The sequence below is a fragment of the Nocardioides sp. LMS-CY genome, assembly GCF_018732145.1.
Lineage (GTDB): Bacteria > Actinomycetota > Actinomycetes > Propionibacteriales > Nocardioidaceae > Nocardioides > Nocardioides soli.
Window position 1 is genome coordinate 1,940,929 of the sequence record NZ_CP076104.1, and the last position, 18,684, is coordinate 1,959,612.

Here is an 18,684-nt window from a genome sequence, read left to right on the forward strand (position 1 = left end):
GCTCACCCCGGCACCGTCGAGAGGTAGTCGGCCACGGCGGCGTCGGCGGGCCCGTCGTACCGCACGCGGGCCCGCTCGACCACGAGCACGCGCTCGCACCGACGCACGAGCTCGAGGTCGTGGGTGACCAGCACCAGCTGCTGCTCGAGCCCGAAGAGGACGTCGGCGACGCGGCGGGTGTTGGCGAGGTCGAGCAGGGTCGTGGGCTCGTCGGCGATCAGGACGGACGGCTCGGTGGCCAGCACGCCGGCCAGCGCGAGCAGCTGGCGCTGCCCGCCGGAGAGGCTGTGCACGCTGAGGTCGGCCTGCGCCGCCAGGCCGTAGCGGTCGAGCACCTCCAGCGCGCGACGGCGGCGCTCGCCCGCGTCGCGCACCGACCGGCGCAACGACAGCTCGACGTCCTCGACGCACGTCGGCATCACGAGTTGGGCGGCCGGGTCGGTGAAGCAGAAGCCCACCCGACGGCGGACCGCGGCACCCTGGCGGGCGACGTCGAGCCCGTCCACGAGCACCCGGCCCGTGGACGGGCTGACCAGCCCGTTGAGCAGCCGGACGAGGGTCGACTTGCCCGAGCCGTTGGCGCCGATCACGCCGATCCGCTGCTCGGTGAGCGTGCGGGTCGTCGGCTCCAGGATGGTGAGGTCGCCGTCGGCGCCCGGCGCCGTGACGGACGCCGAGTCGAGCTCGATCCTGGCCATCGTCGCCCGACGGCTCAGCGGCCGAGCAGGCGCGGGAACGCCCGGTGCACCTCGGCCGCGACGATCGCGACCAGGAGCGCCTTGACGATGTCGCCGACCCAGAACGGCGCGTCGAACTTGATCGCCTGCTCCCAGGTCGAGTCGAGGTAGAGCTTCATGCCCACGATGCCGCAGGCGTGGTTGAGCGCGGTGCCGGCCATCGCCGCGACGAACACGAACGCCGCGCGGGTGCGGCGGGCGCGGAAGACGTACTGCACCAGGAATCCGGCGAGCAGCGCCGCGACCGGGAAGGACCACAGGTAGCCGGCCGAGACGCCGGTGAACGCCGAGAGCCCGCCGGTGTGCCCGGCGAAGACGGGCAGCCCGATGGCTCCGAGCACCAGGTAGACCACGACCGCGAGGAACCCGCGGGCCGCCCCGAGCACGCAGCCGGCGAGCAGGACGCCGAAGGTCTGCAGGGTGATGTCGACGCCGGCACCGCCGACCGGGACGCCGCCGATGACGGTGCAGGCGGCGATCAGGGCGGCGAACGCCGCAACCAGGGCGACGTCGGTCGCGGTGGACCGGCGCCGGGGCGCCGCGCTGGTGACCTCGGGGGAGGCGGGGGTCTCGGCCATGGTCATGCTCAGTTCCTTCGGCTCCGCACCTGAACGCTGGTCAGGTGAACGGCGTTCAGGTTAGGGTTCGAGCTCTGCCGGGGTCAACGGTTCCCGGCCAGTAGGGAGGATGTGACGTGCGCTACCGCCGCACCGACATCGTGGACCGGGCGCTCGTCGTGCTCGACGGCTACGGGCTCGCCGACCTGACGATGCGCCGGCTCGGCACCGAGCTCGGCGTCCAGCCCAGCGCGCTCTACCACCACTTCGGCAACAAGCAGGAGCTGCTCGCCGCCGTCGCCGACGAGATCCTCGCCCGCGGTCGCCGGGGGCCGCGCCCCGAACCCTGGGACGCCCGGGTCGAGTCGGTGTGCACCGAGCTGCGCGACGCGCTGCTCGCCTACCGGGACGGCGCCGAACTCGTCGCGACCGTGCGGTCGTTCGGGCTGGGCGGCGCCACGCCGTACGACGAGATCGTCGACGCCCTGGGCGGCGCGGGCCTGGACCCGGCGCTGGTGCCGACTGCGGCCGGGGCGCTGCTGCACTTCACCTTCGGTCACGTCGTCGACGAGCAGACCCACCTGCAGGCCGGCTCGGCGGGGGCGATCGGCGGCCCGCCGCGCGAGCACTCCGACTTCGGGGACGGCCTCACGCTGATCCTCGACGGGATCCGGGCGCGGGCGCGGGTCGGCTGATCAGCCGCGCGCCGGGGCCAGGCCGAGCAGCGCTCGCGGCTGGACGGCGGTGGACAGCCCACCGCCGACCGCACGCCTCTCGAAGTGCAGGTGGCAGCCGTCGGGGGCGCCGCTGTCGCCGGCGCGGGCGAACATCGCCCCGCGGCGCACGACCTGTCCCTCGCGCACGTAGACGCGGCGGGTGTGCCCGATCACCAGATCCCAGCCCAGCCTGCGGTTGCGCAGCAGCAGGGGGTGCACGCCGTACGCCGCGCCGAGCGTGTCGTTCGAGACGACCCGGAACCGGCGCCCGGCGTACAGGGGAGTGCCGCAGGGCATCGCGATGTCGAGGCCGTGGTGGAAGCCGCGGCCGGCCCGACAGCGTGGGTCGGGGGAGTAGTAGGGCGCCGCGGTGCACCCGAACCGGATCATGATCCGGTGCGCGCCCTGGAACCACGGGGACTCGTAGCGGGTCCGGTCGCTGGTGTAGAACTCCCAGCGCGGGTCCGCGTGCGCGGCCGGGGTCAGTGATCCGGCGAGCACCAGACCCAGGAGCGCGGCGAGCAGCGGTCGTCCGAGGCGCATGGCGACGACATTAGCCCGGGAGCACCCGGTCAGCGGGCGGCCGCCGCCTCCCGCCGCAGCTCGGCCAGCCGGGCGCGCAGCTCCGGGTCGCGCATCACCTCGGCGACGAGGGGGCAGTCCTCCGGTCCGGTGGCGCCGGGCACGCAGAGCGAGCACGCGTCACCGATCCGGATCGGGCACTGCGGCACGGGCCTCGCCATGCCTCCACGCTAGGTCGCCGACGTCTCCGCGAGCAGGGCCGAACGTCCTTCGTTCGCAACCGCCAGCAGCCGCTCGCACTCCTCGATCAGCCGCGCCCGCAGCGGCGCGCCGCGCTCGGCGAAGCCGCGCTGCGCCTCGGCGTACTCCGCCTTGCCGGCGGCCGTCTCGACCTCGACGGGCACGAGGCCGAGGTCGGCGAGGTCGTACGGCGCGGCGCGCATGTCGAGCACCCGGATGTCCCAGGCGAGCTCGAAGCAGTCCGCGACCAGGTCGGCGTCGACCATCGGCGTCAGCCGGAAGGCGTGCTTGTAGAGGTCCATGCCGGCGTGCAGGCAGCCCGGCTGCTCGAAGTCGGCGCGGTCGTGGGCGGCCGGCGCCAGCGTGTTCAGCGGCGCGGCCGCGGGCGTGAAGAAGCGGTAGGCGTCGAAGTGCGAGCAGGCGATCCGGTGCGACTCGACGACCGCGTCGGTGCCGGCGGGCCCGAGCCGCAGGGGCCAGTCCGGATGGCGCGTGCGGTCCTCGGAGATCCGATAGACCATGGCCCACTCGTGCATCCCGAAGCAGCCGAGGTTGGCCGGCCGGCCGGCGGTCGCCCGCAGCAGGCGCAGCAGCGCCGCGAGCAGCGGGCGCTGCGACTCGACGTACGCCGGCGTGACCGCGCCGTCGGCGTACCCCTTGAGTGAGGCGTACTCCGGGGCGTCGAGCAGCCGTACGCCGTACCCGGGATGCCAGCGCCGCAGCTGGGCGGGCCGTTGGGAGTAGTAGGTGAAGAGGAAGTCGTGCACGGGGTGCTTGACCCGGGCCTCGCGGCGCGCGAGATGCGGGCGGACGAACGCGTCGACGCGCGCCGCATGGGCCGCCGCGCGCGCCTCCCACGAGGCCCGGTCCATCTCCTGCACCGGCTCAGGGTAGGTCAGCGGGTCCGGGCTAGCCCAAGCCCTGCCGCGCGCCGGGGCCGACGTGCACGCTGGCGAGGAAGGCGACCATCGAGTCGAGGTCCCAGCCCGCGCCGTCGGGGTACTGGATCCGCACCACCCCCGCGGGCTCGTCGCCGCGCGTGCGGGTGGCGAGGGCCGTGTAGCCGGAGTCGCCGGACACCCAGAAGAGCCGGCCCTCGTGTTCGAGCTGGCGTCCGGACGGCCGGTTGCCGTCGAAGAGGATGACGAGCTTGCCGGCGAAGTCGTCGGGGCTGCTCGACGTCGACCCGTCGTCGGGCGCGATCGTCACGGCGGTCGGCCGCTGCGCCTGCACCGACCAGCCCTCCGGCGTCAGGTCGAAGGTGTACGGCGTCGCCTCGAACCGCTCGGCCACCAGTCGGACGCCCGAGGACGCGGCGTCGGGCACCGACGTGGCGGTGCCGGGCTCCGACGGCGCCCGGTCGAGCACCAGCGCCGCGCCCACGCAGAGCACCACCGCGGTCGTCGCGCCGGTCAGCCCGAGCCGGAGCCGCCGGCGGGTGCGGGCGCTCACCGCCGAGCGGGCCCGGGCGAGGTCGGCAGCCGGGTCGGCCACGGGGCGCTCGGCGTCGGCGACGGAGCCGAGCGCGCGCTTGAGATCGTCGGTCGGGCACATCAGGACACCTCCAGGGTCGGGTCGAGGACACCGAGGTGCGCGCGCAGGTGGGCCAGGGCCCGGGCGTTCTGCGACTTCACGGTGCCCGTGGAGCAGCCGAGGACGCGGGCGGTCTCGGCCACGTCGAGGTCGTGCCAGTGGCGCAGCACGACGACGGCGCGCTGCCGGGGACCGAGCGACGCCAGGGCGGCGAGCATGGCCTCGCGCAGCGCCGGGTCGGCGTCCGCGGCCGCGGGCTCGGTGCCCAGCGCGTCCGCCGGCTCGGCCATCGTCGTCTCGCGGCGGCGGTGCGCCCGGCGTGCCTCGTCGATGAAAACGTGGGTCAGGCTGCGACGGGCGTAGGCGAGCGGGCTGTCGGCGCGTCGTACCCGCGGCCACGACAGGTAGAGCCGGGTCAGCGTGGTCTGCACGACGTCCTCCGCGAATGCCTCGTCACCGGCGCACAGCAGGGCGGCCGTGCGCACCAGGTCGGCTCGGTGGGCGCGCGTGAACGCCACGAACTCCGTCGCTCGCCGGGTCGACCGCTCGTCGTCGCGCACGCCACCTCCTCCACCTGGTTGACGGGTCCGGGCCTCAGCAGGGTTGCATGCAACCCGCGGCGGCGTCGCACCCGTCATCGGGGCGTGAGGACGACTACGGCGATCGGCGTCCCGGTCCTGCTGCTGGCGGTCGCCTGCGCCTCCCCGGGCGAGGAGCGGCCGGCGGACCGCCGGGTCGTCGCCCCGGCACCCACCGCGATCCCGGCGGAGAAGGCCGTCCGGCCCCCGTTCGACCGGTCGCGGCACTCGACGACCGATCCGCGGAGCATCTGGGTGGTCGTCAACAAGTCACACCCGATCGAGCCGCCGGACTACCGGCCCGAGATCTCGCTGGTGCGCGGCTACCAGGTCGCGACGCCGGCCTCCCGGCCGCTGACCGCGCTGCTTGCAGCAGCCGACCGGCGCGGGCTCGGCTTCAAGATCGCGAGCGCGTTCCGGTCCTACGACTACCAGCAGGGCGTCTACGGCGACGCCGTCGCCAGCAGGGGCCGGGCCGCCGCCGACCGGGTGTCGGCCCGGCCCGGCCACAGCGAGCACCAGAGCGGCCTGGCCGTCGACCTGGTCACGCCCACGAGCCCGCGCTGCGACTTCGACCCCTGCTTCGCCGGTACGCCGGGCGGTCGCTGGCTCGCCGAGAACGCGTGGCGCTTCGGGTTCGTGGTCCGCTACCGGCCCGGCACGGCGGCGATCACCGGCTACTCGCCCGAGCCCTGGCACCTGCGCTTCGTCGGCCGCGCACTCGCGGCGGAGCTGCGGCGTACCCACACCGAGACTCTCGAGGAGTTCTTCGGCATCACCGGCGGCGACTACGGGCGGCGCCGGGGTCGATAGGCTCGGTGGGTGCGCATCGCGAGATTCACCACGGGCGAGGACCCGATGTACGGCGTGGTCACCGGCGAGCTCGACGAGCTCGGGCAGCCCGACCCCGACAGCGTCGTCGTCGCCCTCGCCGGGGACCCCCTGTACGTCGGCGTGAAGCTGCTCGACCAGGAGCACCGGCTCGAGGACGTGCGCCTGCTGGCGCCGGTGCTGCCGCGCAGCAAGGTGGTCGCGATCGGCAAGAACTACGCGGCCCACGCCGCGGAGATGGGCGGCGAGGCGCCGCAGGAGCCGCTGATGTTCCTCAAGCCGAACACCAGCGTCGTCGGCCCCGGCGACCCGATCTTCTACCCGCCGCAGACGCAGGACCTGCACTACGAGGGCGAGCTCGCGGTCGTGATCGGCCGGATCTGCCGCGACGTACCGCCGGAGCAGGCGACCGACGTCATCCACGGCTACACGATCGCCAACGACGTCACCGCCCGCGACCTGCAGCGCAGCGACGGCCAGTGGACCCGGGCGAAGGGCTTCGACTCGTTCTGCCCGCTGGGGCCGTGGATCGAGACCGACCTCGACCCGCACGACTTCGCGGAGGGCCGCCGGGTGCAGACGCACCTCAACGGCGACCTCCAGCAGGACGGCAGCACGAGCGACCTGATCTTCGACATCCCCACGCTGGTCGCCTACGTCTCCAGCGTGATGACGCTGCTCCCGGGCGACGTCATCCTCACCGGCACCCCCGAGGGCGTCGGTCCCATGAACGTCGGCGACGAGGTCGAGGTCTCGATCTCCGGTCTCGGCTCCCTCACGAATCCCGTCAAGGCAAGGTGACAACCCAGGTGACTGTTCGCGTCCGCATGGCCCCCAGCCCCACCGGTTCCCCGCACGTGGGCCTGGTGCGCACGGCGCTCTTCAACTGGGCGTTCGCGCGCCATCACGGCGGGACCTTCGTGTTCCGCATCGAGGACACCGACCGGGAGCGCAGCACCCAGGAGTCCTACGACGCGATCATCGACCTGATGCGCTGGCTCGGCCTCGACTGGGACGAGGGTCCCGAGGTCGGCGGCCCGCACGCGCCGTACTTCCAGAGCGAGCGGGGCGACATCTACCGCGACGCGCTCGCGAGGCTCGCGGCCTCGTCGTACACCTATGACTGCTTCTGCTCCAACGAGGAGGTCGACGCGCGCCGCAAGGCCTCCGGCTCGAAGGTGATGGGGTACGACGGCTTCTGCCGCGACCTCTCCGCCGAGCAGCGGTCGGCGTTCGAGGCCGAGGGACGTCGCCCGGTCGTCCGGTTCCGGATGCCCGACGGCTCGATCACCTGGACCGACCTGGTGCGCGGCGAGGTGACCTTCGAGACCCAGTTCGTGCCCGACTACGCGCTGTGCCGCGCCAACGGCGACCCGCTCTACACCCTGGTCAACCCGGTCGACGACGCCTCCATGGAGATCACCCACGTGCTCCGGGGGGAGGATCTGCTGTCGAGTACGCCGCGTCAGATCGCGCTCTACGACGCGCTCAAGGAGCTCGGCATCGCCAAGCAGACGCCGGAGTTCGGGCACCTGCCCTACGTGATGGGCGAGGGCAACAAGAAGCTCTCGAAGCGCGACCCCGAGGCGCACGCGCTCGCCTACCGCGACCAGGGGTTCCTGGCCGAGGGGCTGCTCAACTACCTCGCCCTGCTGGGCTGGGCGATCGCCGCCGACCGCGACGTCTTCACGATGGAGGAGATGGTCGCGGCGTTCGACATCGGCGACGTGAACCCCAACCCGGCCCGCTTCGACCTCAAGAAGGCCGAGGCGATCAACGCCTCCCACCTGCGGCTGCTGTCGCTCGACGACCTGACCGACCGGGTGCTGCCCTTCCTGAAGTCCGCGGGCGTGGTCTCCGACCCGGTCGGCGACGCCGACGCGCAGTTGCTCGAGCAGGCGATGCCGCTGGTCGCCGAGCGGATCAACAAGCTGACCGAGGCCGTCGACATGCTCGGCTTCCTCTTCGTGGCGGACGCCGACTTCGAGGTCGACCCCACCGACGCCGAGAAGCTTCTCAACGACGACGGGCGCGCCGTCGTACGTCGCGCGATGCTCCGGCTCGAGGGTCTCTCCGAGTGGTCGACGGCCGCCATCCAGGACGCGCTCCAGGCCGAGCTCGTCGAGGCGATGGGGCTCAAGCCGCGCAACGCGTTCGGTCCGGTGCGGGTCGCCGTGACCGGCCGCCGGGTCTCACCGCCGCTGTTCGAGTCGATGGAGCTGCTCGGCCGCGAGCGCTCGCTGCGCCGGCTCCAGAGCGCGCTGGCCTGACCGCGTGGGCGCCGAGACGGCCGAGCCCCCGGGGCTGCCGTACCACCTGGTGCAGCGCGGCGGCCGGCCCGGAGTCTGGCGCCCGATCGTCGGTGTGCTGGCGCTGATCGCCTGCTTCGTCGTGATCGTGCCGGTGCTGGTACAGGTCCCGTTCGCGATCGGCCTGGCGCTGGCCGGGCGCGACGTCACCGACGGGCTGAGCCGGATGCTCGACCTCGACGACCCGACGCCTCTGGGGCTGGCCTACCTCAACGTCACCCTCGCCTGCGCCATCCTCGTCGCCTGGCTGCTGACCCGGGTCTTCCACGGGCTCCGGCCGGGTTGGCTGGCGTCGGTCGGGCCGCGGATCCGCTGGCGCTGGATGCTGGTGTGCTTCGGGCTGTCGGGCATCGCCCTGCTCGCCACGCTGCTCGTCTCGGCGGTCGTGCCGGCCTCGGGCGGGGGCGCGGAGATCAGCGGCGAGCTCAACGACTTCACGTCGACGACCCGCGACTTCCTGCTGGTCGTGGTGCTGCTCACGCCGCTGCAGGCGGCGGGGGAGGAGTACGCGTTCCGCGGCTACCTCACCCAGGCGTTCGGCAACGTCTTCGGCCAGCGGTGGGCGGCCGTGCTCTTCCCCGCCCTGCTGTTCGCGCTCGCCCACGGCGGCCAGAGCGCGCCGATCTTCTTCGACCGGTTCGCGTTCGGCGTGGTCGCCGGCCTGGCCGTCGTACTCACCGGAGGGCTCGAGGCCGGCATCGCCATGCACGTGCTCAACAACTGGCTGGCGTTCGGTCTCGCGCTGGCCTTCAGCGACATGGCGTCCACCCTGAACCCGTCCGGCGGGGACTGGTGGACGATCCCCGTCACCCTCACCCAGTCGCTGGTCTACCTGGGTCTCGTGGTGTGGTTCGCGCGCCGCCTGAGGGTGCGCCCGACCACCGAAACCGCCGCGAAACCTGGCGTTTTGGTCGGCCGCAGCGGTCTTGTGTAAGGTTTCGAATCGGTTCGCGCGGCTGGTCCGCGAGGGCCGAGCGCTGGACTCTGCTGAATCTCTAGTAGAGCAGTGGGATATGGTGTAATTGGCAGCACGACTGATTCTGGTTCAGTTAGTCTAGGTTCGAGTCCTAGTATCCCAGCGAGATCGCCGCCCAGGGGGCGGCGATTTTGTGCGAACGACAGCGAACGCTAGAGTTTCGCAGGTTGCTCGGCGAGGTTCGGCCGGGCAGAGCCCCCGTTGTGTAGCGGCCTAGCACGCCGCCCTCTCAAGGCGGTAGCGCCGGTTCGAATCCGGTCGGGGGTACAGAGCCGAAGAGGCCCTGATCAGCAGACATGCTGGCCAGGGCCTCTTCGTCATCTCGGGCGGGGGTGCACGCACCTGACGAATCTGCTCCCAAGTCGCCAGGTCCACGACACTCAGGTCGGGTACGACGAAGCCTGGCGCCACCCGCGGGCGAGCGAGGTCAGGGTGCGGTGCAGACGGTGAGTTCCTCGGACCCGTACACGCCGTGGGCCACCTCGCGCATCGGGTTCCAGGTGCGGTGCTGTCGCGGGGTCCACGCAAGCTCGCCGGGCACCCGGGTGTCGGAGATGGGTGCGTAGACGCGGACCCGTCGTACGGCGAGGCGCAGGGTCGCGCGACGCGCATCGGTGCCGGCCCAGCACGCTGAGCCGAGGTGCTGCTGGCGGGCGGTCCGGAAGCCGACCGTGCTGCCGGGAGGATGCCCGCCGTAGCGGAGCACGGCGAAGGTCTGGTCGCCGGTGACCCCTCGCCAGGGTGCGGTCACCGCGATCTGCAGGCCGTGGGTGCGGCGGGTCGGGATCGTGAACCGGGCCCGGCCGTGCTGGACCGTGCGGGTGCCCGTGCGCCACGGACGCCTGGTGACGGAGGTCCATTGGGCCAGGGTGAGCTGGCAGGCCGCGCAGCCACGGGTGCGGACGACGAGCCGCGTGACGGCGCCGGCGCGGCGACCCCGTCGGGCGCCGGGTGGCTCAGGCGGGGCCGGTGGCGTGCAGGCGTAGGCGTCCTGGGCGCCCAGAGAGCCCCGGTAGGCACGTGCCATCGGCGGCCAGGTCTCGAGGGTGCGGGGCGCGTAGGCACGCGGGTGGTGCGTGCGCTGTCCCGTGAAGGCGGTGCGCGTGGGGAATCTGTCGACCCGGATGACGATCCGCGCGGCCGGCTGGTCGGTGCCGGCCCAGCAGGGAGTGGCACGGTGGGTGGTGCGGGCATCGGCCGCGGTGACCGCGTCGCCGGGGGACCTGCCGCGGTAGCGGAGGGCCGCGAGCGCGGCGACGTCGTCGGCCCCGTGCCAGGGTGCGTCGACGAAGAAGGTCAGACCGTGCGTCCGGGCGGTGGGCAGGTGGAGGGTGACCTGCCGGGCGGAGTCGAGGTGCCGGACCGGCCCCCACCACGGGTCCGCCCCTTCGCTGGGGACGTAGCGGACCGGCTGGATGGTGCAGCTGCGACAGCGACGAACGACGACGGTGACCGCGGTGCGGCCGGTCGCGGTGCCGGCCGCCTGACTGGCCGCCACCCCGGCCGCATCGCCGCCGCCGGGCAGTGGTGCGAGCGCCAGGGCGGCGGTGAGCGCCACGGTGAGCGCCACGGTGAGCGCGGCGGCGCCGCGGCGGTGCGGGCTCGGTGCTGGCATGGTCCGGCTGGCCGATCGTCGGGACGGGGGAGGAGGGTGCTGACGTGTCCACCGAACTCCAGGCGCACCGGGGCGCTCATCGCCAGCCTTGGGGAAGACGAGCCGGTGCGGGGGCCGAGGCGGAATAGAACCGGCGACCGGGACCTTCAACTCAATAGTTGAATCATCAATGATTCTACGATCCACGCTGAGGAAGGAGACGACGTGATCGTCTACAACGAGCTGGTGGCGATTACGGCCGGCGCGGGCCTGATCGGGTTCGCGCTGTTCCTGGCCGACCTGCTCCGTAACAAGCGCATCGACAGTGAGGCATGGGCAGGGTTCTTCGGTGTCACCGGCCTGCTCCTGCTGGTGCTGGGACTGCACACCACCGTGACCTGGCCCTTCGGGGGCGGCGGCTTCGAGTACGCCAACATCGCCTTCGGGCAGCCGGCCGCCGGCTTCGGCGCCCTGCTGCTGTTCGCGGCGGTGTACCTGTGGCGGCACCGCAGCTTCCTGACCGGCGAGATCGAGGGCGAGGTCGAGGAGGCCAACGCGACGATGCTGGCCGCCTTCAAGCCCGTGGGGATCTTCGTCGGCGCGCTCGGCCTGGGCATGGCCGCCCTGGCCATCACGTTCGTGCGGTTCCAGCTCGGAGCCGCCCCGCCGGAGGAGCCGATCAGCGGCCGGTTCGGGCACCTGCCGATCCTCGAGGCGCTGTTCCTCGGCGGCCTGTGGGGGATCGTGGCCGTCGGTGCCCTGATCTTCGCGATCGCCCTGTGGAGCGGTCGGCTCCACCTGCTGCGGTGGGCCGTGTGGGCCTGGGCCATCGGCGGCGTCGTGCTGCTCCTGTTCGGCGCGATGAACTTCTACACCCACATCGGCATGTACGACAACATCGCCAACGGCACGATGCACAAGTGGTGACCCGGCGCCGCGGGGCCGTCGCCTCCGGTCACATCCGGCCGGAGGCGGTCAGCCCCGCGGCACCGCCCGGGCGTTGAACACGGCGGCCGGCATGACCTCGCGCTCGTACGCCGGGCGGTAGATGTCCGGCAGCACCCCGCTGACCAGGTGGCCGAGCTCCTGGTGGCGCCGGGTCGTGGGGTCCGGGCGGTACACCCGGTGCCGCAGTGCCTCCTCCAGCTCACTGCGCAGGTGGGCCTCGTCGATGGTGGTGAGGACGCCGTCGCTCATCACCAGCCGGCCGTGGATCATCACGCTCCGCAGGTCGTGGCGCTGGGCGCGGTCGACCAGCAGGTCCAGGAACGGGGTGTCGTCGTAGCGGCCGGCCGGACTCGTGATGCGGGTGCGGTCGAGGATCAGGAGGTCGGCGAGCAGCCCCGGGGCCAGGCGCCCGACCCGACCCTCCTGGCGGATCGCCCGCGCGCCGTTCTCGCCGGCCGAGCGAAGGAGGGCGGCGCTGTCGGCCCGGACGTGCTCGAAGTCGCGGGGGTCGCGGTAGAGGTAGGAGCCCAGGCGGATCTCGGTGAACATGTCCTCGTCGTCGTTGAACGAGATCCCGTCGGTGCCGAACATCACCCGGCCGCCCGCGGCCATGATGTCGCGGATCCGGGCCACGCCCGCGGAGAGCCGCAGGTTCGATCCGGGGTTGTTGGACGCCACCGCGCCGCTGTCGGCGAAGATTCGCAGCTCGTCGTCGGTGACCCAGACGAAGTGGGCACACACCATGTCCGGCCCGAGGACGCCGAGGCGGTCCAGCCGCTCGAGGGCGGACATGCCGTAGCGCTGGTGGCTGAAGTGCATCTCGGCGCGGGTCTCCAGCACGTGCGAGGTGATGCCGGTGTCGTACTCGTCCGCGAGCCGCCGGCACCGCTGGTAGAGCTCGTCGGAGCAGGCGGGGGTCCAGTCCGGCGCCAGCACGGTGCGGATCCGGCCGTCGTACCCGTCCCACGTCCGGGCCAGGTGGTCGTACGTCGCGAACACCTCGTCGAGCGGCCAGGCGTAGCCCATCGGCGAGGCCCTCACCTCGGCCGCGAGCGCCGGCGGCAGCCGCTTGAGGAAGCAGTCGTCCGCCTCGTGCGCATAGACGTGCTGGTCCCGGGACACCAGTCCGAACGCCACCCGGAAGCCGCTGTCGGCATAGGCGCGTAGCACCGGCTCGGTGCCGAAGTGGGGGACCGACGGCCGGCCGTAGTACATGTCGACCGCCGAGGTCTGGCCGCCCCTGATCATGGCGGCGATCGAGTGCTGGGCGATCAGGTAGAGGTCGTGCTCCAGTGCGGGTCCGTAGCCGCCGTGCACGTGCACGTTGGCCTGCTCGAAGATGTACTGGTAGTGGCCGGGGCCGACGGACAGCTCCGAGTGGTAGTGCCCGTTGATGAGGCCCGGCATCACGATGCTGTCCGGCCCGCCGAGCGCCTGGTCGAAGGGGCCGTGCTGCTCCAGCAGCTCCCGCGGGCCCACCTCCACGATGGCCTCGTCCTGCACGATCACCGCGCCGTCCTCGATGAGATCGGTGTCGCCCAGTGCCGGATCACCCAGTGCCACGACCGGATTGCCCAGGATCAAGGTGCGCATGTGTTCCTCCGGATCAGGGGCGCAGCCATTGACGGTGCACCGCGGTGAACCTATGGTCGGCGAATCATATTCAATATGCAATACAGGAGGAGAGATGACTTCCGGACCTGGTGGGGGATTCACGGACATCGCTCGCGACGCGGTGGCCGACGTGTGGGACCGGCTGCCGGACCACCCCTTCGTCCGCGGCATGGCGGACGGCACGCTGCCGGCGCCCGTCTACCAGTACTACGTGGGGCAGAACCTGCTGTACCTGCCGCAGTACGCCCGCGCGATCGCGTGCGCGGTGACGAAGTCGCGCTCCGACGACGAGCTGCGGCGGTACTCGGCCGCGCTGGTCAACATCGTCGACGTCGAGATCCCGCAGAACGAGAGGCTCCTGGCGCGGGTGCGCGACCTCAGTGGTGACCATGTCTCGCGAGAGGTCGTGATGGCGCCCGGCACGCGGAACTACACGTCGTACCTGCTGGCGGTCGCGGGCACTGCGGACGTCGTGGCGATCGGGGCGGCGATCCTCCCGTGCGCGTGGAGCTACGGCGAGATCGCGCGCCGGCACATCGGCGGGGCGGTCGCGCACCCGGTGTACCGCGAGTGGTTCGAGTTCTTCGCCAGCGACCAGTACGCCGAACTGGAGGCCGGCATGCGGGGACGCATGGATGCCGATGTCGCGGGGCTGGACCCGGCCCAGCGCGACCGACTGGTCGGGATCTTCGGCGACGCGACCCGCCTGGAGTGGGAGTTCTGGGAGATGGCGATCGCCCACGGTCGCGAAGAGAGTGGCGAAGGGGCTGGTCAAGTGTGACCGCCGTCTCTATGATCGACGCACATCATATGTCAGATCTCGAATCTTGAACCCCCGGAGCGTCATGCACTCAGGAACGGAAGTCCAGGCCCCCGCGGCGGGTCGACACCAGGATGCGGTCGGCATTGACCTGGTAGACGTGGAGAAGCGGTTCGGCTCGACGGTGGCCGTGTCCGGCGCGAGCCTGTCCCTCCCGCGGCACGGCCGGATGTCGATCGTCGGCCCGAGCGGCTGCGGCAAGTCGACCATCCTCTCGATGATCTGTGGCCTCACCGACCCCACGGACGGCGTGGTGCGCGTCGAGGGGGCCACCACGATGAAGGAGCGGCTCGCCCGCTGCGCCTGGATGCCCCAGCGCGACCTGCTCCTGCCCTGGCGCGACGTGGCCGGCAACGCCGCGCTCGCGCTGGAGAACCACGGCACCTCGAAGCGCGCGGCTCGCGAGCAGGTGCTCGACCTGATCGACCGGTTCGGGCTCTCGGGCTTCGAGAAGAAGTACCCGCATCAGCTCTCCGGCGGCATGCGGCAGCGCGTCTCCTTCCTGCGGACGATGGCTGCGGGCAAGGACGTGCTGCTGTTCGACGAGCCGTTCGGCGCCCTCGACTCGATCACGCGCGCGGACCTGCAGCAGTGGCTGCGCCGCACGCTGGACGAGGCGCCGCGGACCACGGTGCTGGTCACCCACGACGTGGAGGAGGCGCTGCTGCTCGGCGACACCGTCGTGGTGATGAGCGCACGTCCGGGGCGGATCGTGCAGCAGATCGACGTCCGGCTGCCGCAGACCGAGAGTCGCCGGGAGCTGATCCGGCATCCGGAGTTCGCACAGCTGCGCGACGAGCTCCTGTCCCTTCTGGAGGTGACGGAATGACGGTGATGGAGACCATGACCTCGACTGGCACGGACGTCCCCACGTCGGATGCCGACCCCAGCTCCCGCCGACGCTGGCTGGGTGCGACGGTGAAGCGGATCCTGCCTCCCGCGGGCATCCTGCTCGTCATCGGCATCCTGTGGCAGATGGCCGGCGACGTGTTCGGAGTCCCGGACTACATCCTGCCCACGCTGAGCGAGATCTGGGCGTCCGCCTCCGAGAACTGGGAGGACACGTTCTCCAGCGCCACCGTCGTCACCCTGACGGAGGTGCTGATCGGCTTCGGCGTGGCGATCGTGGTGGGGGTCTCGATCGCGCTGGCGCTCCACCTGTCCCCGGTGCTGCGCACGGCGTTCATGCCGCTGCTGATCGGTTCCCAGGCGGTGCCGATCGTGGTCATCGCCCCGGTGCTGGCGATCATCTTCGGCTACACGCTGATGCCGAAGGTCATCGTGGTGGCGCTGATCTGCTTCTTCTCGATCGTGGTCAACACGATGCACGGCCTCGCCTCCGTCGACCCGGAGCTCATCAAGGTGATGCGCACCCTGGACGCCAGTCGGTGGGCCATCCTGCGGCGGGTCGAGATCCCCGCCGCGCTTCCCTCCTTCTTCACCGGCCTCAGGATCTCGGCGACCTACGCCTCGGTCGGTGCTGTCTTCGGCGAGTTCGCGGGCTCGTTGGACGGCCTGGGCTACGTGATGATCCAGGCCACCTCGCAACTGCAGACGGACATGGTGTTCGTGGCGATCTTCATCCTCACGTTCATGTCCATCAGCCTCTTCGTGGCCGTCTCGATCGTCGAACGGTTCGTCTGCCCTTGGGCAAGAAAGGAAGACCGCAGATGAGGAAACTCAACACCCGCCGGAGGGCCGCTCTGCTGGCGACCAGCGTGTTGCTGGCCGCCGGTGCCCTGACCGCCTGCGGCGACGATGCGTCCAGCACCGGGGCGGACGGCAATGTCACCGTGCTCCTGGAGTGGTTCCCCAACCCGGACCACATCTCTCTCTACACCGCACAGGACATGGGAGCGTTCGAGGACGAGAACCTCAAGGTCAAGTTCCAGCCGCCCTCCAACAACACCGACTCGCTGAAGATGGTCAGCCTGGGGCAGATGCCGCTGGCCATCTCCTACGCGAACGCGGTCATCAACGCCGACGCCCAGGGTCTCGACGTGGTGGCGGTCGCCGCGCTGATCCCGACCACGCTGAACTCGCTGATCCTGAACCGCACCGACGAGGTCCAGGAGCTGGGGGACCTCAAGGGCAAGCCGATCGGCTCCTCGGGTGACCCCGTGTCCGAGGCGATGTGGGCCTACGCCCTCGAGCAGCAGGGCTTCACCGAGGACGACATCAAGTTCGTGTCCATCAACCAGGGCTACGCGCCGGCGATGATCTCCGGCAAGGTGAACGCGATCATCGGCGCCTACCAGAACATCGAGAGCGTCGAGCTGCGCGAGAACGGCGTCGACCCGGTCGGCTACGCCGTCGGCGAGGCCGGTGTGCCGGAGTACGACGAGCTCGTGCTCATCGCCAACCGCAGCAAGCTCGAGGAGGACGAGGCCTACCAGGAGACGATCCGGAAGTTCCTCGCCGGTCTCGCCCAGGGCGACGCCAAGGCCCAGGAGGACCACGACGCGGCGTTCGAGGCGATCTCGGGCGTCGCCAAGGGGTACAGCGACGAGAGCCTCAAGGAGATGATCGACCTCACCGCGCCGCTCCTGGCGAACGAGGACGGCTTCGGCCAGATGGACGTCGCCGAGTGGCAGGCGCTCGCGGACTGGCTGTACGACAACGATCTGCTGGAGAAGGAAGTCGACGCCGCGAACGTGGTCAACACCGACATGCTCCCCGACGGGGGCGATGCCGAATGACCGCCACGGTCGAGGTCAGGCGTGCGGGGTGGACCGGTGAGCTCTGGTCGGCCATCGAGCCGATCCATCTCGAGATCCTCCAGCATCCCTTCATCACGGGACTGACGTCGGGGGAGCTGGCGCCCGAGGCGTTCGTCCGGTTCCTCGCGCAGGACACGTACTACGTGAACGAGTACGCCCGCTCCCTCGCGATGCTGAGCGCGACGGCGCCGAACATGGCGTTGACCCGCTCGCTGCTCCAGCACGCTGCCGGGGCGGTGACGGCGGAGTCGGGCCTCCATGCGGAGCTGGTGGACATGATCGACGCGCCGGCAGGGGTGCTGACCGAGGTGCTGCCGACGCCGACCGCGGCGGCGTACGTCGACTTCGTGACGGCGCGCGTCCACTCCGGCTCGTTCTTCGAGGGCCTGTGTGCCGTGCTGCCGTGCATGTGGGTGTACGCCGAGGTGGGCAGGCACCTGGTCGCGGCCGGCTCGCCCCATCCTACCTACCAGCGATGGATCGACAGCTACGCCGGGTCGGACTACCTCGACGAGGTCGAACGGGTGCTGGCGGACGTCGACGTGCTGGCGCGGGACGTCGCGGAGGTCGAGCGGCAGCGAGGCGTCGACATCGCGATCGCCGCCACCAGGTACGAGTGGATGTTCTGGGACTCGGCCTACCGCGGCGAGGAGTGGCCGACCCTCGTGTGACCGACGGAGAGCGGGGATCCCATGCATTTGTGGAATCCCCGCTCTTCGCCACATCTTGACACATCGCATATGAGATCTAATATGGGACATCTCAACCATCACCGAAGGAAGCAGGGGCGCATGACCAGCGAGAACCCAGTGGCGGCCAGGGCTCTGGCGTCGATCGACTACGACCGGCTGCACACCCTGGTCCAGGAGGTGTGCCGGATCCCCTCCGTGCTCGGGGAGGAAGGGCCCCTGGCGGCGTTCCTGGTCGACGTCATGAAGTCGTCGGGGTTCGAGGACGTGCGGCAGCAGGACGTCCTGCCCGACCGGCCCAACGCGATCGGCGAGCTGTCCTTCGGCGCGGGTCCTCGCGTCGTGATGACCGGCCACATGGACACCAAGCCCGTCTCCCACGGCTGGTCCAAGACCGCGCCGTTCTCCGGCGAGCTGATCGACGGGGCGATCTACGGACACGGGATCATGGACATGAAGGCGGCGCTGGTCTGCCAGATCGTCGCGATCGAGGCGCTGCGCGACTCCGGCATCCCGATCTCGGGAACGCTGGCCATGGCCGCGGTCTCCGACCACATGGGTGACCAGCTCGGCTCGATCCGCTACTTCGAGGAGTACTCCGCCGACTACTGCGTGCTCGGCGAGCTCTCCGACAACGAGATCTTCCTCGGGCACCGGGGCCGCTACTACTTCGACATCACGGTCATCGGCACCTCGGCGCACACCTGCCACAAGCCGCTCGCGGTCAACGCGAACGCCCTGGCGGCGCACGCCATCCTCGAGCTCGACCGATCGGCGCTGCTGCCCGACCTCGAGACCTGGGTGGTCGACCTCTTCGGCGGCGAGACGTACATGGCGCCCGGGCGCGTCTACGGCGGCCTCCCGCCCGGCGGGCCGTCGATGATCCCGGACGAGTGCGTAATCCGGGTCGACTGCCGGCCGCAGCCCGGGGTGACCGTCGACCAGGTGCGAGCCGAGATCGACCGCTGCCTGGCGGCCGCGCAGGCCCGCGAGCCCCGGTTCCGTGCCGAGGTGGAGCTGGTCGACGTCAAGTCCGGCTACCTGGCCAAGCCCGGTGACCCCGTGGTCGAGCTGATGCGCGAGTCGGTGCGGTCGGTGCGCGGCGCGGAGCCGCCGCTCCAGGTCGCGGGCTGGCTCGGCGACACCGCGAGCTTCGGCGACCAGGTGCCCACGATCATCTTCGGCCCCGGCGGCGAGCCCGTGTACTGCCCCGACGAGCACCTCTCGCTGGAGGACCTCGCCGAGGCCACGCAGGTCTACACCACGTTCGGCGCGCTCGCGCTGCAGAAGAAGTAGGTCG

21 protein-coding genes and 2 tRNA genes are annotated in these 18,684 nt (G+C 71.3%); 14 read left to right on the top strand and 9 right to left on the bottom strand.

Annotation, left to right across the window (positions count from 1 at the left end; translation table 11 throughout):
* Positions 1-2: 2 nt before the first annotated feature.
* Positions 3-698: an energy-coupling factor ABC transporter ATP-binding protein gene (locus tag KM427_RS09350; protein ID WP_215527026.1), complete on the bottom strand. Its 696-nt coding sequence runs from the start codon at positions 696-698 to the stop codon at positions 3-5.
* Between the two features lie 14 nt (positions 699-712).
* Positions 713-1,321, bottom strand: a complete 609-nt coding sequence (locus tag KM427_RS09355; protein WP_183590679.1) for a biotin transporter BioY — start codon at positions 1,319-1,321, stop codon at positions 713-715.
* A 110-nt stretch (positions 1,322-1,431) separates the two neighbouring features.
* On the opposite strand from KM427_RS09355, the gene KM427_RS09360 reads away from it, so the two are divergent.
* Positions 1,432-1,989 (top strand): TetR/AcrR family transcriptional regulator C-terminal domain-containing protein, encoded by a 558-nt coding sequence (locus tag KM427_RS09360; protein WP_215527027.1) that lies wholly within the window; start codon positions 1,432-1,434, stop codon positions 1,987-1,989.
* Here KM427_RS09360 and KM427_RS09365 read toward each other — a convergent pair whose 3' ends face one another.
* The 5 genes from KM427_RS09365 to KM427_RS09385 are packed head-to-tail and all read right to left on the bottom strand — an operon-like array spanning position 1,990 to position 4,865.
* Positions 1,990-2,553 (bottom strand): M23 family metallopeptidase, encoded by a 564-nt coding sequence (locus KM427_RS09365; RefSeq protein WP_215527028.1) that lies wholly within the window; start codon positions 2,551-2,553, stop codon positions 1,990-1,992.
* Positions 2,554-2,582: 29 nt separating this feature from the next.
* The gene (locus KM427_RS09370) at positions 2,583-2,753 is read right to left on the bottom strand and encodes a DUF6767 domain-containing protein (protein ID WP_183590676.1); all 171 of its coding nucleotides are present in this window, start codon (positions 2,751-2,753) and stop codon (positions 2,583-2,585) included.
* A 9-nt stretch (positions 2,754-2,762) separates the two neighbouring features.
* Positions 2,763-3,644 carry a 3-methyladenine DNA glycosylase gene (locus KM427_RS09375; protein WP_215527572.1) on the bottom strand — a complete coding sequence of 294 codons (882 nt, stop codon included), beginning with the start codon at positions 3,642-3,644 and terminating at the stop codon, positions 2,763-2,765.
* Between the two features lie 37 nt (positions 3,645-3,681).
* A complete protein-coding gene (locus tag KM427_RS09380; RefSeq protein ID WP_215527029.1) occupies positions 3,682-4,326 on the bottom strand; it encodes a hypothetical protein in 645 nt (214 codons plus the stop codon).
* Positions 4,326-4,865, bottom strand: coding sequence for a SigE family RNA polymerase sigma factor (locus KM427_RS09385; RefSeq protein ID WP_252275222.1), 540 nt, complete (start codon positions 4,863-4,865; stop codon positions 4,326-4,328). Before KM427_RS09385 ends, KM427_RS09380 begins: the two co-directional genes overlap by 1 nt.
* 84 nt (positions 4,866-4,949) lie before the next feature.
* Here KM427_RS09385 and KM427_RS09390 point away from each other — a divergent pair, with 84 nt between their 5' ends.
* The 6 genes from KM427_RS09390 (at position 4,950) to KM427_RS09415 (ending at position 9,266) form a co-directional block, all read left to right on the top strand.
* Entirely contained in the window at positions 4,950-5,696 is a 747-nt protein-coding gene (locus KM427_RS09390; protein WP_215527031.1) for a M15 family metallopeptidase, read from the top strand.
* A 9-nt stretch (positions 5,697-5,705) separates the two neighbouring features.
* The gene (locus KM427_RS09395) at positions 5,706-6,515 is read left to right on the top strand and encodes a fumarylacetoacetate hydrolase family protein (RefSeq protein WP_183590672.1); all 810 of its coding nucleotides are present in this window, start codon (positions 5,706-5,708) and stop codon (positions 6,513-6,515) included.
* 26 nt (positions 6,516-6,541) lie between these two features.
* On the top strand, positions 6,542-7,984 hold the full coding sequence (gene gltX, locus KM427_RS09400; RefSeq protein ID WP_252275223.1) for a glutamate--tRNA ligase: 1,443 nt from the start codon (positions 6,542-6,544) through the stop codon (positions 7,982-7,984).
* 4 nt (positions 7,985-7,988) lie between these two features.
* On the top strand, positions 7,989-8,957 hold the full coding sequence (locus tag KM427_RS09405) for a CPBP family intramembrane glutamic endopeptidase (protein ID WP_215527033.1): 969 nt from the start codon (positions 7,989-7,991) through the stop codon (positions 8,955-8,957).
* Positions 8,958-9,030: 73 nt separating this feature from the next.
* A tRNA-Gln gene (locus tag KM427_RS09410) sits at positions 9,031-9,102 on the top strand.
* A 91-nt stretch (positions 9,103-9,193) separates the two neighbouring features.
* A tRNA-Glu gene (locus tag KM427_RS09415) sits at positions 9,194-9,266 on the top strand.
* 160 nt (positions 9,267-9,426) lie between these two features.
* Here KM427_RS09415 and KM427_RS09420 read toward each other — a convergent pair.
* Positions 9,427-10,614, bottom strand: coding sequence for a hypothetical protein (locus tag KM427_RS09420; protein WP_183590669.1), 1,188 nt, complete (start codon positions 10,612-10,614; stop codon positions 9,427-9,429).
* A gap of 204 nt (positions 10,615-10,818) precedes the next feature.
* On the opposite strand from KM427_RS09420, the gene KM427_RS09425 reads away from it, so the two are divergent.
* Positions 10,819-11,520, top strand: a complete 702-nt coding sequence (locus tag KM427_RS09425; RefSeq protein ID WP_183590668.1) for a DUF981 family protein — start codon at positions 10,819-10,821, stop codon at positions 11,518-11,520.
* 48 nt (positions 11,521-11,568) lie between these two features.
* Here the strand turns inward: KM427_RS09425 and KM427_RS09430 are convergent, their stop codons facing one another.
* Complete coding sequence (locus KM427_RS09430; RefSeq protein WP_215527034.1) at positions 11,569-13,134, bottom strand: amidohydrolase family protein; 1,566 nt, start codon at positions 13,132-13,134, stop codon at positions 11,569-11,571.
* Positions 13,135-13,228: 94 nt separating this feature from the next.
* Between KM427_RS09430 and tenA (KM427_RS09435) the strand changes: the two genes are divergently transcribed.
* The 6 genes from tenA (KM427_RS09435) to KM427_RS09460 all read left to right on the top strand — a co-directional run bounded on the left by tenA (KM427_RS09435) (position 13,229) and on the right by KM427_RS09460 (position 18,680).
* Positions 13,229-13,936 (top strand): thiaminase II, encoded by a 708-nt coding sequence (gene tenA, locus KM427_RS09435; RefSeq protein ID WP_183590666.1) that lies wholly within the window; start codon positions 13,229-13,231, stop codon positions 13,934-13,936.
* Positions 13,937-14,075: 139 nt separating this feature from the next.
* On the top strand, positions 14,076-14,804 hold the full coding sequence (locus KM427_RS09440; RefSeq protein WP_215527035.1) for an ABC transporter ATP-binding protein: 729 nt from the start codon (positions 14,076-14,078) through the stop codon (positions 14,802-14,804).
* On the top strand, positions 14,801-15,649 hold the full coding sequence (locus KM427_RS09445; RefSeq protein ID WP_215527036.1) for an ABC transporter permease: 849 nt from the start codon (positions 14,801-14,803) through the stop codon (positions 15,647-15,649). The genes KM427_RS09440 and KM427_RS09445 overlap by 4 nt, the downstream gene beginning before the upstream one ends.
* A complete protein-coding gene (locus tag KM427_RS09450; RefSeq protein ID WP_183590664.1) occupies positions 15,646-16,674 on the top strand; it encodes an ABC transporter substrate-binding protein in 1,029 nt (342 codons plus the stop codon). Before KM427_RS09445 ends, KM427_RS09450 begins: the two co-directional genes overlap by 4 nt.
* On the top strand, positions 16,671-17,366 hold the full coding sequence (tenA, locus tag KM427_RS09455; RefSeq protein ID WP_183590663.1) for a thiaminase II: 696 nt from the start codon (positions 16,671-16,673) through the stop codon (positions 17,364-17,366). Before KM427_RS09450 ends, tenA (KM427_RS09455) begins: the two co-directional genes overlap by 4 nt.
* 120 nt (positions 17,367-17,486) lie before the next feature.
* A complete protein-coding gene (locus KM427_RS09460) occupies positions 17,487-18,680 on the top strand; it encodes a M20 family metallopeptidase (protein ID WP_183590662.1) in 1,194 nt (397 codons plus the stop codon).
* Positions 18,681-18,684 lie beyond the last annotated feature (4 nt).

Excerpts from the sequence above, each read along its gene's own strand:
- KM427_RS09450 (WP_183590664.1), top strand. The coding sequence starts at position 15,646 with ATGAGGAAACTCAACACCCGCCGGAGGGCCGCTCTGCTGGCGACCAGC.
- KM427_RS09350 (WP_215527026.1), bottom strand. The coding sequence starts at position 698 with ATGGCCAGGATCGAGCTCGACTCGGCGTCCGTCACGGCGCCGGGCGCC.
- tenA (WP_183590666.1), top strand. The coding sequence starts at position 13,229 with ATGACTTCCGGACCTGGTGGGGGATTCACGGACATCGCTCGCGACGCG.
- KM427_RS09460 (WP_183590662.1), top strand. The coding sequence starts at position 17,487 with ATGACCAGCGAGAACCCAGTGGCGGCCAGGGCTCTGGCGTCGATCGAC.
- KM427_RS09380 (WP_215527029.1), bottom strand. The coding sequence starts at position 4,326 with ATGTGCCCGACCGACGATCTCAAGCGCGCGCTCGGCTCCGTCGCCGAC.
- KM427_RS09370 (WP_183590676.1), bottom strand. The coding sequence starts at position 2,753 with ATGGCGAGGCCCGTGCCGCAGTGCCCGATCCGGATCGGTGACGCGTGC.
- gltX (WP_252275223.1), top strand. The coding sequence starts at position 6,542 with ATGGCCCCCAGCCCCACCGGTTCCCCGCACGTGGGCCTGGTGCGCACG.
- KM427_RS09445 (WP_215527036.1), top strand. The coding sequence starts at position 14,801 with ATGACGGTGATGGAGACCATGACCTCGACTGGCACGGACGTCCCCACG.
- KM427_RS09430 (WP_215527034.1), bottom strand. The coding sequence starts at position 13,134 with ATGCGCACCTTGATCCTGGGCAATCCGGTCGTGGCACTGGGTGATCCG.
- KM427_RS09420 (WP_183590669.1), bottom strand. The coding sequence starts at position 10,614 with ATGCCAGCACCGAGCCCGCACCGCCGCGGCGCCGCCGCGCTCACCGTG.
- KM427_RS09375 (WP_215527572.1), bottom strand. The coding sequence starts at position 3,644 with ATGGACCGGGCCTCGTGGGAGGCGCGCGCGGCGGCCCATGCGGCGCGC.
- KM427_RS09355 (WP_183590679.1), bottom strand. The coding sequence starts at position 1,321 with ATGACCATGGCCGAGACCCCCGCCTCCCCCGAGGTCACCAGCGCGGCG.
- KM427_RS09365 (WP_215527028.1), bottom strand. The coding sequence starts at position 2,553 with ATGCGCCTCGGACGACCGCTGCTCGCCGCGCTCCTGGGTCTGGTGCTC.
- tenA (WP_183590663.1), top strand. The coding sequence starts at position 16,671 with ATGACCGCCACGGTCGAGGTCAGGCGTGCGGGGTGGACCGGTGAGCTC.